This window comes from Allomuricauda sp. M10, assembly GCF_020782875.1.
Taxonomy (GTDB): domain Bacteria; phylum Bacteroidota; class Bacteroidia; order Flavobacteriales; family Flavobacteriaceae; genus Flagellimonas.
Map to the genome: position 1 here is coordinate 184,183 of NZ_JAJGBN010000001.1, position 18,137 is coordinate 202,319.

Genomic DNA, 18,137 nt, shown 5'->3' on the forward strand with positions numbered 1-18,137 from the left:
GATTTTTAAATAATTATATTAAATATAATTAAGTTTAGTTAATTCTTGAATTCCGCGTCCTTTACTGGGCGCGGAATCTATTAGTGAAATAATTAACGTCTAGCACCACTTTTGAAAACGCTTGGTGCCTTATGGGTTCTGGATGAATCGAAGGGATTTTGCAAAATCCTAATGGATACACATAAATATATTTCTATGAAAGTAATGACTTGGATTATAGGTGTTTTTGTTTCGATGGCAGTTTCGGCGCAAACTACCGTTACCATATCGGAGCCATCGGAGAAGGTGACCATCAGCAAACATATCTATGGTCATTTTGCCGAACACTTGGGTCGTTGTATTTATGATGGCATATATGTTGGGGAAAACAGTGCCATTCCCAATACTGATGGGGTAAGAAATGATATCATATCGGCCCTGAAGCAATTGGATATTCCCAACTTGAGATGGCCGGGAGGATGTTTTGCCGATACCTACCATTGGAAAGATGGGGTGGGTCCCAAAAAAGATCGTCCTACCATGGTCAACAGATGGTGGGGAGGTGTTACGGAAGATAATAGTTTTGGTACCCACGACTTTTTGAACCTCTGTGAGCAATTGGGTGCAGAACCCTATTTGGCGGCCAATGTGGGTAGCAGTACTGTTCAGGAATTTACGGAATACATACAATATGTGACCCATCCCGGTAAGAGCCCAATGTCTGACTGGAGGAGGGAAAATGGTCGTGATAAACCTTGGGAGGTGAGCTTTTGGGGCGTTGGAAACGAAATGTGGGGATGTGGGGGCAATATGACACCGGAACACTATGCAGATGTATACCGCCAATACGCCACATTCATGACCGATTGGTCCAATACCGATGGATTTTTTAGGGTGGCTTCCGGAGCCAATGTGGATGATTACCATTGGACAGAAGTGATGATGCGCGATATTCCCAAAAGCTTGATCGAAGGTGTTGCACTACATTCCTACTCTTTTGTGGAATGGAACGAAAAAGGTTCGGCAGCTGATTTTGATGAGGCACAATACTTCTCTACCATGCAGACGGCTTTGAAAATGGAGGAGCTGGTCACCAAACATTCCGCTATTATGGACAAATACGATCCCCAAAATAAGGTGGCCCTCGTAGTCGATGAGTGGGGCGGATGGTACGAGGTTGAAGAAGGTACCAACCCTGGCTTTTTGTACCAACAGAATACCATGCGGGATGCCATGATCGCAGGAGCTACCCTGAATATTTTCAATAATCACGCCAAGAGGGTCAAGATGGCCAATCTGGCCCAAACCGTAAATGTGCTTCAGGCTGTAATACTTACCGAAGGCGAAAAAATGATATTGACTCCCACTTACCATGTACTGAAAATGTACAAGGTTCATCAAGATGCCATCTTATTACCAGTAAAATTTGAATCGCCAACCTATAAATTTAATGGTGAAACATTACCGGCAGTTTCCATTTCGGCATCCAAAAAGGAATCGGGCGCAGTTCACATTTCGTTGGTGAACATCGATGCGCAAAAAGAACACATCATCAATCTTTCGATGGAAGAGTTTGGTGCAAAAAAATTGACTGGAACCATCTTGACTTCCAATAACCTACAGGACCACAATACTTTTGAGGCACCCGAAAAGGTAAAAATCAAGGCATTTTCAAAGATGAAGATTAAAAAGGGTCAGGTTGAAATATCCCTTCCCCCATTTTCCGTTGTGGTTCTTCAAACGGAATGAAAGAAGGATTTAGATAGGACAAACACATAAAAAGTAGCAAAATGAACTTAAATTATATGCGATATTTTGATCGATGCATGCTTCTTGCCATTACAATGATCTGTGCATTTGGTTGCAAGAATAAAGAGATTGTAGTCGAGACTGAAGCTGATGTTGCAACTATGGATGGGTATCCTATTGAGGCCATCAATATCAGAAACATCAAATTAAAGGATGAATTCTGGTTGCCCATTATTGAAAGGGTTCAAAAAAAGACCATTGAATACGCCATTGCCAAATGCCAGGAAGAAGGACGTTTTGACAACTTCCTGATCGCCGGCGGGGAAATGCCTGGAGAGGTAAAAGGAGCCATGCCCTTTGATGATACCGATGTGTACAAGATCATTGAGGGGGCTTCCAATTCGTTGATCAGTGCACCCAACCCAGAACTTGAAAAATTGATCGACTCCTTGGTGTCCATCATAAAAGTAGGTCAGGAATCGGATGGTTACTTGACCACATGGAGGACCATCAACCCGGCAAAACCGCCTGCAAAATGGGTAGAGGTCAAAGAAGGAAAAAGATGGGAATCCCTTTTTATGAGCCATGAGCTGTACAACGCCGGCCACTTGTACGAGGCCGCCGTGGTACATTTCAAAGCAACCGGAAAACGCAACTTTTTGGACATCGCCATTAAAAATGCCGATCTTATGGTGAAAACTTTTGGGGATGGTGAAGGCAAGATTGCTGCCGTTCCCGGTCACCAGATCATAGAAACCGGACTTATTAAATTGTATCAGGTTACCGATAAAAAGGAATACATGGATTTGGCCAAATATTTCCTTGATCATAGGGGTGATCCAGAAAACCACAAATTATTTGGACCTTATTCCCAAGACCATATTCCAGTGGTTCAACAAGATGAAGTGGTTGGACATGCCGTAAGAGCTGTGTACATGTATGCCGCCATGACGGATATTGCCGCTATTGAGAAGGATACTGCCTATTTAAAGGCTGTAAATGCCCTTTGGGACAATATGGTGAACAAAAAAATGTATGTTACGGGTGGAATCGGGGCCTTGCATGAAGGTGAAGCTTTCGGAGAAAATTATGAACTGCCCAACCTAACCGCTTACAATGAAACATGTGCTGCAATCGGCGATGTATATTGGAACCACAGGTTACACAGCCTCACAGGTGATGTAAAATACTTCGATGTTATTGAGCGGACCCTTTACAACGGATTGATTTCAGGACTTTCCTTGGATGGGCAACAATTCTTCTATCCAAATGCCTTGGAAGCTGATGGGGTCTATAAATTCAACCAAGGATCATGTACCCGTTCAGATTGGTTCGATTGTTCGTGCTGCCCAACAAATATGATCAGGTTTATCCCTGCCATGCCCGGGTTGATCTATTCCAAAACAAAAAATACTTTGTTCGTGAATCTTTATGCATCCAGTGAAGCTACGGTTTCGCTTAAGGACCGTCATCTAAAGGTGCAACAGGAAACTTCGTATCCATGGGATGGCAAGGTAAAATTGACCATAAATCCTGATCAAACGGGAGAGTTTACTTTAAAATTGAGGGTTCCTGGTTGGGCTAGAAACGAAGTGTTGCCAGGCGATTTGTATCATTTCGCATCACCAATGGATGATCAGAGCATGGTCAGCATCAACGGAGAGCAAGTAAATGCCGAGCAAAAAAATGGCTATTTCACTATTTCAAGGACCTGGCAAACAGGCGATGTGGTGGAACTGAACTTCCCCATGGAAGTTAGAAAAGTGATGGCCAGCGAGTTGGTGGCAGAGAACAAAGGTAAAATGTCCCTTGAGATTGGCCCTTTGGTGTATGCCGTTGAGGAAATGGATAACAAATCTGACTTTGACCAAATTGCCTTATACCCAAATGATCAATTCAAGGTGGAAATGCAACCCGATCTTTTGGGAGGCGTGAATACTGTTTCCAATGAACATTTGACCGCCATTCCATACTATACCTGGTCCAACAGAGGAGTGGGTAAAATGAAGGTTTGGTTGCCTGTCAAGGAAAATTAAGGGGACCCAAAAAGAATCAAATGAGAACACCATGTCAAAATTTGGTCGTTGTTTGGGTATTGATTGTTGGTTTTTTGGGCTGTAAGGACCAGGGAGCCAATACATCTGAACCATCGCATGCCACATTGGATCGTAATTTGATGGTTGACCTTAAGGATACAGGCATCAAGATTCAACCCACCATGTACGGTATCTTTTTTGAAGATATCAATTTTGCTGCGGATGGAGGTTTGTATGCCGAGATGATCAAGAACCGCTCGTTTGAGTTCACCTTGCCCAAAACGGGTTGGATGGAACCGAATAGCGACCGACATTCCTACAACAACCAGTCAGGGATCATGTCCGTGGTAAAATATGGAGGTGAAGGAGCCAACCATAATTTTGCCCGGGTTGAGGTAAAGGATCCTCAAGGGTATGTGTTGATCAACGAAGGATTTAGGGGTATGGGTGTCCACGAAGGCGCCCAATATGACCTCTCCCTGAAGGCAGCTAAACATTTGGGCGACATCACCAAAATCCATTTTCAAATAGTGGATTCTTTGGGCCAGGTATTGGGGGAAACCACAATTCTTCCCGATAATAAGGATTGGAAAACCTATAATGCCAGTTTCACGGTTTCCAAAACGGAAATGAAGGCCAAGGCCAAGATTACTTTCGAAGGAAAAGGAGAAATCGACTTGGATATGATTTCCCTTTTTCCAAAAGATACCTGGAAGGGTAGGGAGAAAGGTCTTCGGAAGGATTTGGTCCAATTGTTGGCCGATTTAAATCCAGGTTTTCTTCGTTTTCCAGGAGGCTGTATTGTAGAAGGACGGACCTTGGAACGCCGATATCAATGGAAAAAGACAGTGGGTGATATTGAGGATAGGGAAATTTTGATCAACCGATGGAACACCGAATTTGCACACAGACCGGCCCCGGATTACTACCAAAGTTTTGGGCTGGGATTCTTTGAATATTTTCAATTGTCCGAGGATATCGGAGCTCAACCCCTTCCTATTTTGGGTTGCGGAATTGCCTGTCAGTTCAATACTGGGGAGTTGGTGCCTATGGATCAATTGGACCCCTATGTTCAGGATGCCCTTGATCTTATTGAGTTTGCCAATGGCAATGTTAACACAGCTTGGGGAAAAGTAAGGGTCGAGATGGGTCACCCGGAACCTTTTAACATGAAATATATCGGTATTGGAAATGAACAATGGGGTCCTGCCTATATTGAAAGGTACATGGCGTTCGAGCAGGCCATCAAATCCAAATATCCTGAAATAGTGATTGTTTCGGGCAGTGGACCTTTCCCTGACGGCGATTATTTTGAATACGGTTGGGACCAACTTAAAAAGTTGAACGCCGAAATTGTGGACGAACATTATTACCGTCCCCCACAATGGTTCAGGGAGAATGCAGATCGTTATGATAGTTACGACCGAAACGGACCCAAGGTTTTTGCAGGGGAGTATGCCGCGCAAAGTGTGGCCATTGCAAGTCCGGAAAACAGGAACAACTGGGATTGTGCCCTTTCTGAAGCTGCTTTCATGACAGGTTTGGAGCGCAATGCCGATGTGGTCTATTTAACCTCTTACGCTCCATTGATGGCCCATGAGGAAGGTTGGCAATGGACCCCGGACATGATTTGGTTCAATAATCTACAGTCATTTGGGACCGCAAATTACCAGGTCCAAAAAATGTATTCCACAAATGCAGGTACCGATCTTTTGTCCATTTCTGAAAATGGAGAAAAATTGATCGGTCAAGGTGGGCTTTATGCCTCAGTGGTCAAGGATTCATATACTGGCGAAATCATCATCAAGGTGGTAAACACATCAAAGGGACAACAACAAATGCATATCTCTTTTGGTAATAAATCACTCAAAGGCAAAGTTGAGGTTTTGACTTTGGCTATGGATGACCTTCAGGCGGAAAATTCCTTCGCCGATCCATTTAATATCAGCCCTCTAGAAAGCACCTTCCAACTGGGAGGAGAAGCTTTGGAAGCTATTGTTCCATCGCAGGCATTTGTAATTTATAAAATCAATATTTAAATAAAATTTATCTTTTGGATAAGTTCATAATTGAAGGATAGTTAAGAAGAATGAAAAAGTATGTAATAGGATTGGATTATGGTTCGGATTCCGTGAGAGCGGTTCTGATCGATTCTCAAAATGGTGCGGAACTGGCCTCGGAGGTATTTTGGTACCCACGATGGAAGGAACAGAAATACTGTAGGCCCGAGATCAATCAGTTTCGTCAGCATCCATTGGACCATATTGAAGGATTGGAACATACGGTGAAATCAGTAGTGGAACAAAGTGGCGTGGATCCAGAAACCGTACGTGGCATTTGTATCGACACCACAGGTTCTTCACCCATGCCCATAACCAAAGATGGTACCCCATTGGCCATGATAAAAAGATTTGAGGAAAACCCGAATGCCATGATGGTGCTTTGGAAAGACCATACAGCCGTTGAGGAAGCCAATGAAATCAATGAACTGGCACGGACTTGGGGAGGTGAGGATTACACTAAATTTGAAGGGGGTATCTATTCCTCAGAATGGTTTTGGGCCAAGATATTGCATGTGGCACGGGAAGATAAAAACGTGGTAGCCAACACCTACACTTGGATGGAACATTGTGATTTTATCACCTATCTCATTGCCGATGATAAAGACCTTACTACCTTTAAAAGAAGTAGATGCGCTGCTGGGCACAAGTCCATGTGGCATGAGAGCTGGGGTGGATTGCCCAGCAAGGATTTTTTGAAAAGGCTCGATCCCTATTTGGCTGATTTACGCGATAACCTTTATGATGAAACCTTTACCTCCGATCAAGTAGCGGGCTATTTGAACCAGGAATGGGCAAAGCGATTGGGATTGACCACCAAAACGGTTGTCGCCGTGGGTACTTTTGATGCGCATGCTGGCGCTGTGGGTGCCAAGGTGGATCATCACGCTTTGGTTAGGGTGATGGGTACCAGTACGTGTGATATTATGGTGTCCTCCAACGAGGCGGTGGGCGATAAAACGGTGAAAGGCATTTGTGGTCAGGTTGATGGTTCCGTAATCCCAGGTATGGTAGGTTTGGAAGCCGGCCAATCTGCTTTTGGTGATGTATTGGCTTGGTTCAAAAATGTGTTGGAATGGCCATTGGAAAATTTGGTCATGACATCTTCCGTTTTGTCCGATCAGCAAAAAAAGGATTTGAAGGATGAAATGGAGTCCAAATTTATCAGGACGTTGGCCGAGCAGGCGGAACAGATTCCGCTAACGGAAACTGTACCGGTTGCCTTGGATTGGGTAAATGGCCGAAGAACACCGGATGCCAATCAAGAATTGAAAAGTGCAATCATGGGATTATCCCTAGGAACCAAGGCCCCCCATATTTTCAAAGCCTTGGTGAATGCCATTTGTTTTGGGGCCAAAATGATCGTGGATCGCTTTGAGGATGAAGGAGTGAAAATTGAAACGGTCATCGGTATTGGGGGTGTGGCCAGAAAGTCCCCTTTCATCATGCAGACCTTGGCCAACGTGTTGAACATGCCCATAAAAGTGGCCGAGTCGGACCAAGCTCCGGCATTGGGTGCTGCAATTTATGCCGCTGTTGCATCGGGCATTTACAATAATGTTATCGATGCCAGTAAAGTAATGGGCAGTGATTTTGAAGCAGAATATTTTCCGCAAGCATCCCAAGTAGAGGTGTATTCCAAGTTGATGGAAGCCTATAAAAAACTGGGAACGTTTGTGGAAGATCAAACCAATAAAAAGAAATAACCAATGAGCTCAAAATACAAATCGCTCAAAGAGGAATGCTACGAAGCCAATATGGAACTCAATGCCTTGGGATTGGTGATCTACACCTTTGGGAATGTGAGTGCCGTAGATCGAGATCAAGCGGTTTTTGCCATTAAACCGAGCGGAGTTCCTTATGAAACTTTAAAACCCGAGGATATGGTTATCCTCGATTATGATAACAATGTGGTGGAAGGTAACTTAAGACCTTCATCCGACACCAAAACCCATAGCTATCTATATAAAAACTGGGAAAATATTGGGGGAGTGGCCCATACCCATGCCATGTACTCCGTTTCATGGGCGCAGGCACAAAGGGACATCCCTATTTTTGGTACCACCCACGCGGATCACCTGACCCAAGACATTCCCTGTGCCCCACCAATGGCCGATGCCTTGATCGAGGGGAACTACGAACACAATACCGGAATCCAGATTTTGGATTGTTTCAAGGAAAGGAACTTGGACTATAACGAGGTGGAGATGGTATTGATCGGAAACCACGGTCCCTTTGCCTGGGGAAAGAATGCGGCCAAGGCCGTTTACAACACCAAAGTTTTGGAAACTGTGGCGCAGATGGCCTATCTCACGCTTCAGATCAATCCGAATGCACCTAGATTAAAAGATTCACTGATAAAAAAACACTACGAGCGTAAACATGGCAAAAATGCCTATTACGGTCAATAATATAATGTAATTCTAAATGAAAATAGCTAATAAAGAAATCTGGTTTGTAACAGGTAGCCAACATTTGTACGGGCCAGAAACCTTGAAACAAGTTGCCGACAATTCAAGGAATATTGTAGATGGATTGAATGGGTCTGGCAAACTACCATTGACCTTGGTTTTTAAACCAGTGGTGACCACCCCTCAAGAAATTTTGTCCTTGTGCAGGGAAGCCAGTAATCAGGAAAGCTGCATCGGAATTGTGGCATGGATGCATACTTTTTCACCTTCAAAAATGTGGATTGCCGGACTCTCAGTTTTGAGCAAGCCCCTGTGCCACCTACATACCCAGTTCAATGCCGAGATTCCTTGGAACAGCATCGATATGGATTTTATGAACCTGAACCAAGCGGCCCATGGGGATCGTGAATTTGGGTTTCTGATGTCACGTATGCGAAAAAACCGCAAAATAGTGGTTGGTCATTGGAAAAGTGAAAGGGTACAACAAAAATTGGGTGTATTTGCTCGAGTAGCGTTGGGTGTAGATGAACTCAAGCATATGAAAGTGGCCCGTTTTGGCGACAATATGCGTGAAGTGGCTGTGACCGAAGGCGATAAAGTGGCCGCCCAAGTACGTTTTGGTGTCGCTGTAAATGGATATGACTCATCAGACATTACCGATCGTTTGGACAGCATCGGTCAAAAGGCCATCGATAGTCTTGTGGAAGAATATGAATCCAGCTATACTTTGTCTTCATCCCTTCAAAAAAATGGTGCCCAAAGGGATTCCCTTTTGGAAGCTGCCAAGATTGAATTGGCCATGCGCTCCTTCTTGGAAGAAGGCGGATTCAAGGCTTTTACCGATACCTTCGAAAATTTAGGGAAACTACGTCAGTTGCCAGGTATTGCCGTTCAGCGTTTAATGGCGGATGGTTACGGTTTTGGTGGAGAAGGCGATTGGAAAACCGCTGCCATGGTCCGCACCATGAAAGTAATGGCCGAGGGATTGGAAGGGGGCACTTCTTTCATGGAAGACTACACCTATCATTTTACGCCGGAGAGGGAATACGTTTTGGGCTCGCACATGTTGGAGATTTGTCCGTCCATCGCTAGTGGTAAACCTTCCTGCGAGGTACATCCATTGGGTATTGGCGGTAAGGAAGACCCTGTGCGTTTGGTGTTCAATTCCCCGGCAGGGAATGCCCTTAACGCCTCATTGGTGGACATGGGAAACAGGTTCCGATTGATCGTGAACGAAGTGGAAGCGGTGAAGCCAATGGCAGATTTGCCTAAACTTCCGGTAGCAAGGGTACTTTGGGATCCAAAACCGAACTTGGATATTGCAGCAACAGCTTGGATCTATGCCGGTGGCGCACATCATACGGTCTATACCCAAGCGTTGACCACTGAATATATGGAAGATTTTGCCGATATATTTGGAATTGAACTTTTGGTGATCGATGCAGATACCAAAATCAGGAATTTCAAGGATCAATTGCACGCCAACGAAGCCTATTATCATTTGTTCCAACACGGGATGTAGGCCAAACACAAAAATTAACGAATAAACTATAATCATGAAAACAGTACAACCTTCCTTATTTTGTTTTGTTTTTCTTTTAACACTTCTAAATTTGGGATGCAAAGAGAACAAAAAGGAAAGCCAAACAGACATGGAAACCGAAAACACCTCAATGGAAAGTGACCACATTGCTAAATCCACCTTTGGAGAAATGCCAGATGGTACTACAGTGGATAAATACACCCTAAAGAATGCCATGGGTATGGAAGTGGATGTGATTACCTACGGGGGAATCATTACCAGATGGACCGCTCCGGATAAAAATGGAAAGTATGATGATGTAGTGCTCGGTTTTGATGACCTAAAATCCTACTTGGATGGCAATCCTTACTTTGGGGCCTTGATTGGTAGATACGGCAACCGAATTGCCAAGGGTAAATTTTCCTTGGATGGGCAAACCTATACTTTGGCCACCAATGATGGTGAAAATCATTTACATGGTGGTTTAAAGGGTTTTGATAAAGTTATCTGGGCGGCAACTCCCAAAAGTACCGATGATGGCGCCATTTTGGAATTGACCTATACCAGTGTGGATGGGGAAGAAGGCTATCCAGGTAATTTGGATGTGAAGGTTACTTACACACTGACTGGTGACAATCAACTTGAGGTTCTTTACGAGGCGGTTACGGATAAACCGACCGTGGTAAATCTTACCCAGCACAGTTATTTCAACCTTTCTGGGGATTTTACCCAAAGTGTTCTGGACCACGAACTTTTCTTGGATGCCGATGCATACCTTCCTGTTGATGGAGGTTTGATTCCAACAGGGGAGTTAAGACCAGTGTCAGGTACCCCTTTCGATTTTACAACATCTAAAGTGATGGGCAAGGAAATTGGGGCCGATGATGCACAATTGAAATTGGGCAAGGGATACGATCATTGCTGGGTGTTGAATGAAGAGGAAAGTGGATTCGGACTAGCGGCTTCGGCATATCATCCTGGTACAGGAAGGGTATTGGAGGTGTATACCGATGAGCCTGGTATCCAATTTTATAGCGGTAATTTTTTAGATGGAACACTACCTGCCCAAAAAGGCGGGGTGTACGGGCAAAGAGCCGGTTTCTGTTTGGAGACCCAGCATTATCCTGATAGTCCAAACCAACCTAGTTTCCCATCCGTCCGATTGAATCCTGGGGAAACCTATAAAACAAAGACCACTTTTAAATTAACCACCAAATAACAGTGCTATGAAAACTTTGGATTCTTTTGATTGGATCACCATATCCATTTATTTTTTGGTCCTTTTGGGCATAGCGGTTTGGGTAATCCGTAAGAAAAAGGAAAGTACCGAAGATTATTTCTTGGCTGGCCGAAATGTAGGCTGGTTCGTGGTGGGCGCCTCCATTTTTGCGTCCAATATCGGCTCTGAACACGTGGTGGGACTGGCTGGTGCCGGAGCAGGCAACCGTTTACCCATGTTGATTTATGAAATACAGGCTTGGATCGTGTTGATTTTGGGATGGGTATTCCTTCCTTTTTATGCAAGGGCAGGAGTTTTCACCATGCCCGAGTTTTTGGAAAAACGATTTGATGCCCGTTCCCGTTGGATTTTATCCGTATTCTCCATTGTAGCCTACGTGCTCACCAAAATTTCGGTTACCATCTATGCCGGTGGGGTTGTGGTTTCCGCCTTGTTGGGAATCGATTTCTGGACCGGGGCCATTGCAACTGTGGTTTTAACTGGGGTGTACACGGTACTCGGAGGAATGCGTGCTGTGGTCTATACCGAAACGCTTCAGGCCATCATCTTGGTGGTAGGTGCTGCTGCCTTGACCTTGATTGGTCTGGATCACGTGGGCGGTTGGCAGAGTATGAAAGAAACCGTTACCCCGGAATATCTCAATATGTGGAGAGCGGCTTCGGACCCTGATTTTCCATGGCCACCGTTGTTGATCGCCAGTACCATTACGGGTATTTGGTATTGGTGTACGGATCAGTACATCGTACAACGTGCCTTAACAGCAAAAAACATTAAAGAAGGAAGGAGAGGAACTATTTTCGGGGCTTTGTTAAAATTGATGCCCGTGTTCTTGTTCCTTATTCCTGGGGTGATAGCATTGACTTTGAAAATGAGGGGAGAATTGAACTGGGACAGTCCCGATCAGGCTTTTCCAGTGTTGATGAGCAACTTGTTGCCTTCTGGTCTTCGTGGATTGGTGGCAGCAGGACTTCTGGCTGCTTTGATGAGTTCCTTGGCCTCCGTTTTCAATTCCTGTTCCACATTGTTCACGGTGGATATCTATAAAAAATTACGTCCCAATACCCCTGAGAAGAAGTTGGTGCGTACCGGACAGATTGCCACGGTTATTACAGTGGTCATCGGTATCATCTGGATTCCTATCATGGCGAATATCTCTGGAGTGTTGTATGAATACCTACAGAGCGTACAATCTTATATAGCACCTCCGATCACAGCCGTATTCCTATTGGGTATCTTCCACAAACGCATCAATGCGCAAGGAGCCTATGTTACCTTGATCGTTGGATTTGTGGTCGGTGCATTGCGAATTATCCTGGAGTTGGTAAAGGATACCTTGGATCCTGGGAGTTTCTGGTTCCTCTTGGGCGATATGAACTTCCTGTCCTTTGCCTCATGGTTCTTCCTGTTCTGTATCATTTTGATTTTGGTAGTGAGCTACGCCACCGCGGCACCTGCCCCAGAAAAGGTGATGAACCTTACCTATGGCACCATTTCAGAAGAGGAAAGAAAGAAAAACAAGAACAGCTACAATTGGAAAGACATTGCCATTTCAGTGATCATTTTGGCCATTGTGGCTTATGTGATGCTTTGGTTCAATGGTAAATAATCAAATGGAAAGTAAAAAAGCCCATCCTTTGGATGGGCTTTTTTTATATCTCTAGGTTACCGGCCAATTGTTTCAAAATAATTTCGGAAACCTTGGCTTGAAACTTGGCATTGCTAAGCCGTACCTGTGCGTTGATGTAGTTTAATTGAGCTGTTCTGAACTCAATGGTAGGAATAATACCAATACGGTACTTCTCTACGGTTATGTCGAGATTTTCCTTGGCAATGGCCTCGTTTTTCTCTTCCAGTTCTATTAAACTGATATTGGTCAAATACGTTTGATAGGTGGTATTGACCAAAGAAGCCAATTCTTGTTCCTGCTGGGAAATGGCAATTTCCGCATTTTGAAGGGCCACTTTGCTCATCTTCTCGTTACGGGTTTGGTTAAAGCCATCAAAAAGGTTCAAAGAGGCGCCAAAACCATAACTGAATCCTTTTGAATCGGAACTTGTGGTAAAGCCCAACTCCGATTTAGAATTGGCTATATTGTATCCAGAGGAAACAAATACAGATGGATACCTTGCTGCTTTAATCTGTTTCAATTCCAATTCGCTTATACGCTTATTGATTTTTTCAGCTTGCAATTGCGGGTTTTCTTCGGCAACCTTGGCTTCCAATGCTTCGAGCTCCAACTTTTGGTCCACAAAGATTTCAGGGATGACCTTAAAATCATCTTTTAGGTCCCTGGCCAACTGCTCATTGAGTTGGGTCTTGGTATTTTTATACAGCTCCTGTTGGCGTTGCATCAAGGTGCGATCGGTGTTCAGGTCCACCTGAGCGTTCAGCACTTCCAATTTGGAAGCTTTTCCAATCGTAAATCGGTTGTGGGCCAACTCTACCCGTTGCTCCGAAATCAAAAGTGTGCTATCCAGCGCGGAAAGTTGCTGTTGTTGTTGCACCAGGTCGTAGTAGGTGATCATGATTTCGCCCACCTTGGTCAAAATGGCTTGCTTCAATTCTGCCTCTCCCAATTTTTGGGTTTCCTTTAATTGCTCGTAGTTTGCGAACATGCTAAATCCATCAAAAACGGTCCACTGCAAGGCTACTCCATAATTGAAACTACTGTTCTTTGCATTGTCCCGTTCTTGTATGGTACCATCGTTCCTAATCTGCGTAAGACTTTGAACGCTGTTGTTATCCGTTAGGTTGGCTCCCACTGTGGGTAACATTCCGGCCTGGCCTGGGCTAACCCCCAATTCATCAATTTTAAGGTCGTTACGGGCCGTTTTTATCTGGTAGTTGTTTTCCAGGGCAATCTTCACGGCCTCATCAACCGTTAACATTTCTTGGGCGATTCCAAAAGTGAATCCACCCACAAAAAGCAATAGTATGCAGATTCGGTTTTTTGTTTGCATTCTAGGACAGTTCAAGGGTTTTGAATTCTGGTCGTTGGACTTTTTTTCTAGACCACATATGATAAAGCGCGGGAATCACGAATAAGGTCAATACCAATGAGAACAAGGTTCCCCCGATGATCACCACACCCATGCCGGTTCTACTGGCCGAGGCGGCACCAAGGGACAAAGCAATGGGCAATGCACCCAAGGCAACGGTAAGACTGGTCATCAATATAGGTCGAAGCCTGGAAACCGAAGCCTTCATGATGGCTTCCATTTTGGTCAGACTTTCATCCTCTTCCTGTAACTGGTTGGCAAATTCTACAATCAAGATACCGTTTTTGGTTACCAACCCGATCAACATGATGGTTCCGATCTGGCTGAAAATATTCCAAGTTTCACCAAAAAGCCAAAGGGAGAACATGGCTCCTGCAACGGCCATCGGTACGGTCAATATAATGATGAAAGGATCGATGAAACTTTCAAACTGTGCAGCTAGAATCAGGAAAATCAATAGGAATGCCAATCCGAAGGCGAAAGCCGTATTGGAACTACTTTCCACAAAATCGCGAGATTCTCCCCCTAAATCCGTGGTGAAGGTTTCATCCAGTACGCGATCCTTTATTTCGTTCATGGCATCTATACCGTCCCCGATACTTTTTCCTGGTGCCAAGTTGGCGGAAACGGTGGCCGACATATATCGGTTGTTGTGGAACAATTGCGGTGGGCTGCTGTGTTCTTCCACAGAAACCAAGTTGTCCAATTGAATCAGTTGTCCTTCTTTGTTCTTTACAAAAATGGAAGTCAAATCCATGGGTTCGTCACGGTCTTGCTTGTCGAACTGCCCGATTACTTGGTATTGCTTTCCGTTCATCAAAAAGTATCCGAAACGCTGACCGCTCAAAGATAATTGAAGGGTTTGGGCTACATCCCGGACGGATACCCCAAGGCTTTCGGCTTTTTCCCTATCGATGGAAACGTAAAGCTCCGGCTTGTCGAATTTCAGGTTGACATCTACGAAAGAAAATGTGGGATTCTTTTCTGCTTCTGCCAGGAATTCTGGAATCTTTTCCTCCAATTTTTCAAAGTTCTTGGCTTGGATGATGAATTGGATCGGTGGCCCACCACGACGGTTGACCGAAATGGTCGGACGTTCCGAAACATTGGAGCGCCCCCCTACGTAGGCTTTTGCCCAACGGCCAAGATCATCCGCAATTTCACGTTGCGAACGTTCCCTTTCGCTTGGATCTACCAAAGCGACGTTGGCACGGCCACTGTTTACGGAAGATGATCCGAAACCGGGGGAGGTCAATACCAAACTAACCTTTTTCTCTGGTACGGAATCATTGATAAGTTCTGTAATATCGGTCATCAATCGATCCATATATTCATAGGAAGAGCCCTCGGGCGCTGTAACGTTCAAGCGAACGAAAGATCGGTCATCATACGGTGCCGTTTCTTTTTGGAGTAGGGAATAGAACAAAACAATCAATCCGATACAACCAAAAAGAATGGGAAAACTTAGCCACTTGCGTTGCATGAATTTTTCCAAGGAACTTTTATAGGATTCGTTCATGGCCACAAAATATTTTTCGGTGACCATGTAGAATTTGGACTTACTCTGTTTACCGGGTTTGGTCAGATAGGCATTCAACATGGGGGTAAGGGTAAGCGAAACAAAAGCCGATACCAGTACCGCAGTACCCAAAACCACACCGAACTCACGGAACAACCTTCCTACAAATCCTTCCAAAAAGATAACGGGCAAGAATACCGCCGCCAATGTGATGGATATGGAAATGACAGCAAAAAAGATTTCCTTGGAACCTTTAATGGCGGCTTCAATGGGGTTCATGCCCTCCTCAATTTTTTTATAGATGTTCTCAGTGACCACAATACCGTCATCCACAACCAGACCTGTTGCCAGTACAATAGCCAATAGGGTCAATACGTTGATGGAGAATCCCAATAGCCACATAAAAAAGAAAGTGGCGATCAACGAAACGGGTATATCCAATAACGGACGCAGGGCCAAGGACCAATTCCTAAAAAATAGGTAAATCACCAGGATTACGAGAATAATGGAAATGAGGATGGTCTCCGCCACTTCGGTCACAGCTCTTTGAACAAATTTGGTGTCGTCAATAACGATGTTCAATTTAAAGTCTTCGGGAAGATCTTTTTGAAGCTTGTCATATTCCTTATAAAACGCATCGGCAATTTCGAGGTAATTGGTCCCGGGTTGGGGTACCACCGCTACGGCAACCATCGGTTGACCGGAATCGCTCATTTTGGTCTCCATGTTCTCGCCTTCCAAACTGGCACGTCCAATATCACTCAACTGTACCAATTTTTCCCCATCGGCCATGATAATGATATTGTTGAATTGCTCTTCGGTATTCAGGTTGCCTAAAGTTTTAACGGTCAACTCTGTATTCTCGCCGGTAAGTTTCCCAGATGGCAATTCAATGTTCTGTGCCAAAAGGGCTGCCCGTACATCTGCAACGGTAAGCCCGTAAGAAGCCAATTTCAAGGGGTCTATCCATAATCTCATGGCATATCGGCGCTGTCCCCAAATTTGGACCCCGCTCACCCCAGGAATGGTTTCTATTCGTTGGGCAATTACATTTTCCGCATAATCGGAAAGTTCCAAAATATTTTTGTTATCGCTCTGCACTGTCATTGAAATGATCCTATCCGCATCGGCATCGGCTTTGGAAACTACAGGCGGCGCATCAAGATCTTCAGGTAAGCTTCGTAAGGCTTGGGATACTTTGTCGCGAACGTCGTTGGCGGCAGCTTCCAGGTCTTTGTCCAGATCAAATTCAACACTGATGGAACTGGAACCCTGTACACTGGAAGAGGTGATGTTCCGGATCCCGTCAATGGAATTGATGGCTTTTTCCAAAGGCTCCGTGATCTGTGACTCGATAATATCCGCATTGGCCCCGGAGTAACTGGTACGTACAGATACCACAGCCGGGTCAATGGATGGAAATTCCCTTACTCCTAAAAAGGTATATCCGATAACCCCGAATAGGATGATGGAAATGTTCAATACAATGGTAAGAACAGGCCGTTTAATACTTATGGTAGACAGGTTCATTGTACGTTGGTCTGAGGTTCAAGTTCTTCAAGTGTAACCTTTACAGGCGAACCATCCTTCAGTGCCATGACACCGTAGGTCAAGATCGTATCTCCAGGCTTCAGGTTCGTCAATACACGGACCACCTTACCTGTACGCGCTCCGATTTGTACATCTACTTCCTTGGCCATTCCATTTTGGTATACAAAGATCCGTTTTCCATTTTGAACAGGGATCAATGCTTCGGAGGGTACCAATAAGGCATCATCTATGGTTTCCAATGGCAAACTTACGCTAGCATATGCACCAGGATATAATCCATTCTCACGATTGTCGGCAATTGCACGCATCCGTAGTGTTCTGGTGGTGATTTCCACCTCTGGGTCAATGGCATAAATGGTAGCCTTGTATTCTTCTTCGGAATCGGAAGTAGCGAACGTAAGTACCGTGCCCATACTGATTTGTGAGGCATATTTTTCTGGCACTGAAAAGGTGATTTTCAGATTATCCGTATTCACCAGTTTGGCAATTACGGTAGATGGGGTAACATAGGTTCCCATAGAAATGGAACGCAATCCGATGGTTCCAGAAAATGGGGCCCTGATAGAGGTTTTGGACAATTGGGCAGCAATGAGATCGGCTTCCGAAGTGGCCGATTGGTAATCTGCACTGGCAATGTCGTATTCTTCTTGGCTGATGGCCTGTTTCTCCAACAATAATTTGGCCCTACGTTCATTTTCCGAAGCCAGTTTTTTGGCAGTCTGTGCCTTGGACAACTGGGCTTGGAGTTCAATGTCGTTCACTTTTAGGAGCACCTGTCCTTTTGTTACCTTGCTTCCTTCCTTAAAATTGATGCTTTCAACAATTCCAGATACCTCACTTCTGATTTCAATCTGTTCATCGGCCTCCAAGGTTCCGGAAATGGCGATGTTGTCCTTGAAAATCTGAGGTTTAAGGATCATTCCGGATACTGTGGTAACTCTTGGGCCAGTATCCATGTTCTGTCCTATTTCAGCGTTGGACATGATTCTGTAGGCGATAAGAGCGCCTATTCCAACAACTAGTAAGATGTAGACTATATGCTTTACTTTCATTTTGGTTTGGTGGATGGTA

Annotated in this window: 11 protein-coding genes; 8 read left to right on the plus strand and 3 right to left on the minus strand. The window is 44.6% G+C overall.

Annotation, left to right across the window (positions count from 1 at the left end; translation table 11 throughout):
• Nucleotides 1-195: 195 nt before the first annotated feature.
• From LKX84_RS00915 to LKX84_RS00950, 8 genes are read left to right on the plus strand one after another with little or no spacing between them, the layout of a single operon-like run.
• A complete protein-coding gene (locus LKX84_RS00915) occupies nucleotides 196-1,728 on the plus strand; it encodes an alpha-N-arabinofuranosidase (protein ID WP_317206450.1) in 1,533 nt (510 codons plus the stop codon).
• Nucleotides 1,729-1,769: 41 nt separating this feature from the next.
• Complete coding sequence (locus LKX84_RS00920) at nucleotides 1,770-3,764, plus strand: glycoside hydrolase family 127 protein (RefSeq protein ID WP_228235101.1); 1,995 nt, start codon at nucleotides 1,770-1,772, stop codon at nucleotides 3,762-3,764.
• A 20-nt stretch (nucleotides 3,765-3,784) separates the two neighbouring features.
• Nucleotides 3,785-5,803: an alpha-L-arabinofuranosidase C-terminal domain-containing protein gene (locus LKX84_RS00925; RefSeq protein ID WP_410548857.1), complete on the plus strand. Its 2,019-nt coding sequence runs from the start codon at nucleotides 3,785-3,787 to the stop codon at nucleotides 5,801-5,803.
• Nucleotides 5,804-5,853: 50 nt separating this feature from the next.
• On the plus strand, nucleotides 5,854-7,530 hold the full coding sequence (locus tag LKX84_RS00930) for a ribulokinase (protein WP_228235103.1): 1,677 nt from the start codon (nucleotides 5,854-5,856) through the stop codon (nucleotides 7,528-7,530).
• Nucleotides 7,531-7,533: 3 nt separating this feature from the next.
• Entirely contained in the window at nucleotides 7,534-8,235 is a 702-nt protein-coding gene (locus tag LKX84_RS00935) for an L-ribulose-5-phosphate 4-epimerase (RefSeq protein ID WP_228235105.1), read from the plus strand.
• A 16-nt stretch (nucleotides 8,236-8,251) separates the two neighbouring features.
• Entirely contained in the window at nucleotides 8,252-9,757 is a 1,506-nt protein-coding gene (gene araA, locus LKX84_RS00940) for an L-arabinose isomerase (RefSeq protein WP_228235111.1), read from the plus strand.
• Between the two features lie 34 nt (nucleotides 9,758-9,791).
• Nucleotides 9,792-10,976, plus strand: a complete 1,185-nt coding sequence (locus LKX84_RS00945; RefSeq protein ID WP_410548858.1) for an aldose epimerase family protein — start codon at nucleotides 9,792-9,794, stop codon at nucleotides 10,974-10,976.
• Nucleotides 10,977-10,983: 7 nt separating this feature from the next.
• On the plus strand, nucleotides 10,984-12,603 hold the full coding sequence (locus tag LKX84_RS00950) for a sodium:solute symporter (RefSeq protein ID WP_228235115.1): 1,620 nt from the start codon (nucleotides 10,984-10,986) through the stop codon (nucleotides 12,601-12,603).
• A gap of 43 nt (nucleotides 12,604-12,646) precedes the next feature.
• Here LKX84_RS00950 and LKX84_RS00955 read toward each other — a convergent pair whose 3' ends face one another.
• From LKX84_RS00955 to LKX84_RS00965, 3 genes are read right to left on the minus strand one after another with little or no spacing between them, the layout of a single operon-like run.
• A complete protein-coding gene (locus LKX84_RS00955; RefSeq protein WP_228235117.1) occupies nucleotides 12,647-13,957 on the minus strand; it encodes a TolC family protein in 1,311 nt (436 codons plus the stop codon).
• 1 nt (nucleotide 13,958) lies between these two features.
• Entirely contained in the window at nucleotides 13,959-17,045 is a 3,087-nt protein-coding gene (locus LKX84_RS00960) for an efflux RND transporter permease subunit (RefSeq protein WP_228235119.1), read from the minus strand.
• Nucleotides 17,042-18,118, minus strand: coding sequence for an efflux RND transporter periplasmic adaptor subunit (locus LKX84_RS00965; protein ID WP_228235123.1), 1,077 nt, complete (start codon nucleotides 18,116-18,118; stop codon nucleotides 17,042-17,044). The genes LKX84_RS00960 and LKX84_RS00965 overlap by 4 nt, the downstream gene beginning before the upstream one ends.
• Between the last annotated feature and the right edge of the window lie 19 nt (nucleotides 18,119-18,137).

Coding starts and splice junctions, on each gene's coding strand:
- araA (WP_228235111.1), top strand. CDS start 8,252: ATGAAAATAGCTAATAAAGAAATCTGGTTTGTAACAGGTAGCCAACAT.
- LKX84_RS00935 (WP_228235105.1), top strand. CDS start 7,534: ATGAGCTCAAAATACAAATCGCTCAAAGAGGAATGCTACGAAGCCAAT.
- LKX84_RS00950 (WP_228235115.1), top strand. CDS start 10,984: ATGAAAACTTTGGATTCTTTTGATTGGATCACCATATCCATTTATTTT.
- LKX84_RS00955 (WP_228235117.1), bottom strand. CDS start 13,957: ATGCAAACAAAAAACCGAATCTGCATACTATTGCTTTTTGTGGGTGGA.
- LKX84_RS00920 (WP_228235101.1), top strand. CDS start 1,770: ATGAACTTAAATTATATGCGATATTTTGATCGATGCATGCTTCTTGCC.
- LKX84_RS00930 (WP_228235103.1), top strand. CDS start 5,854: ATGAAAAAGTATGTAATAGGATTGGATTATGGTTCGGATTCCGTGAGA.
- LKX84_RS00960 (WP_228235119.1), bottom strand. CDS start 17,045: ATGAACCTGTCTACCATAAGTATTAAACGGCCTGTTCTTACCATTGTA.
- LKX84_RS00925 (WP_410548857.1), top strand. CDS start 3,785: ATGAGAACACCATGTCAAAATTTGGTCGTTGTTTGGGTATTGATTGTT.
- LKX84_RS00965 (WP_228235123.1), bottom strand. CDS start 18,118: ATGAAAGTAAAGCATATAGTCTACATCTTACTAGTTGTTGGAATAGGC.
- LKX84_RS00915 (WP_317206450.1), top strand. CDS start 196: ATGAAAGTAATGACTTGGATTATAGGTGTTTTTGTTTCGATGGCAGTT.
- LKX84_RS00945 (WP_410548858.1), top strand. CDS start 9,792: ATGAAAACAGTACAACCTTCCTTATTTTGTTTTGTTTTTCTTTTAACA.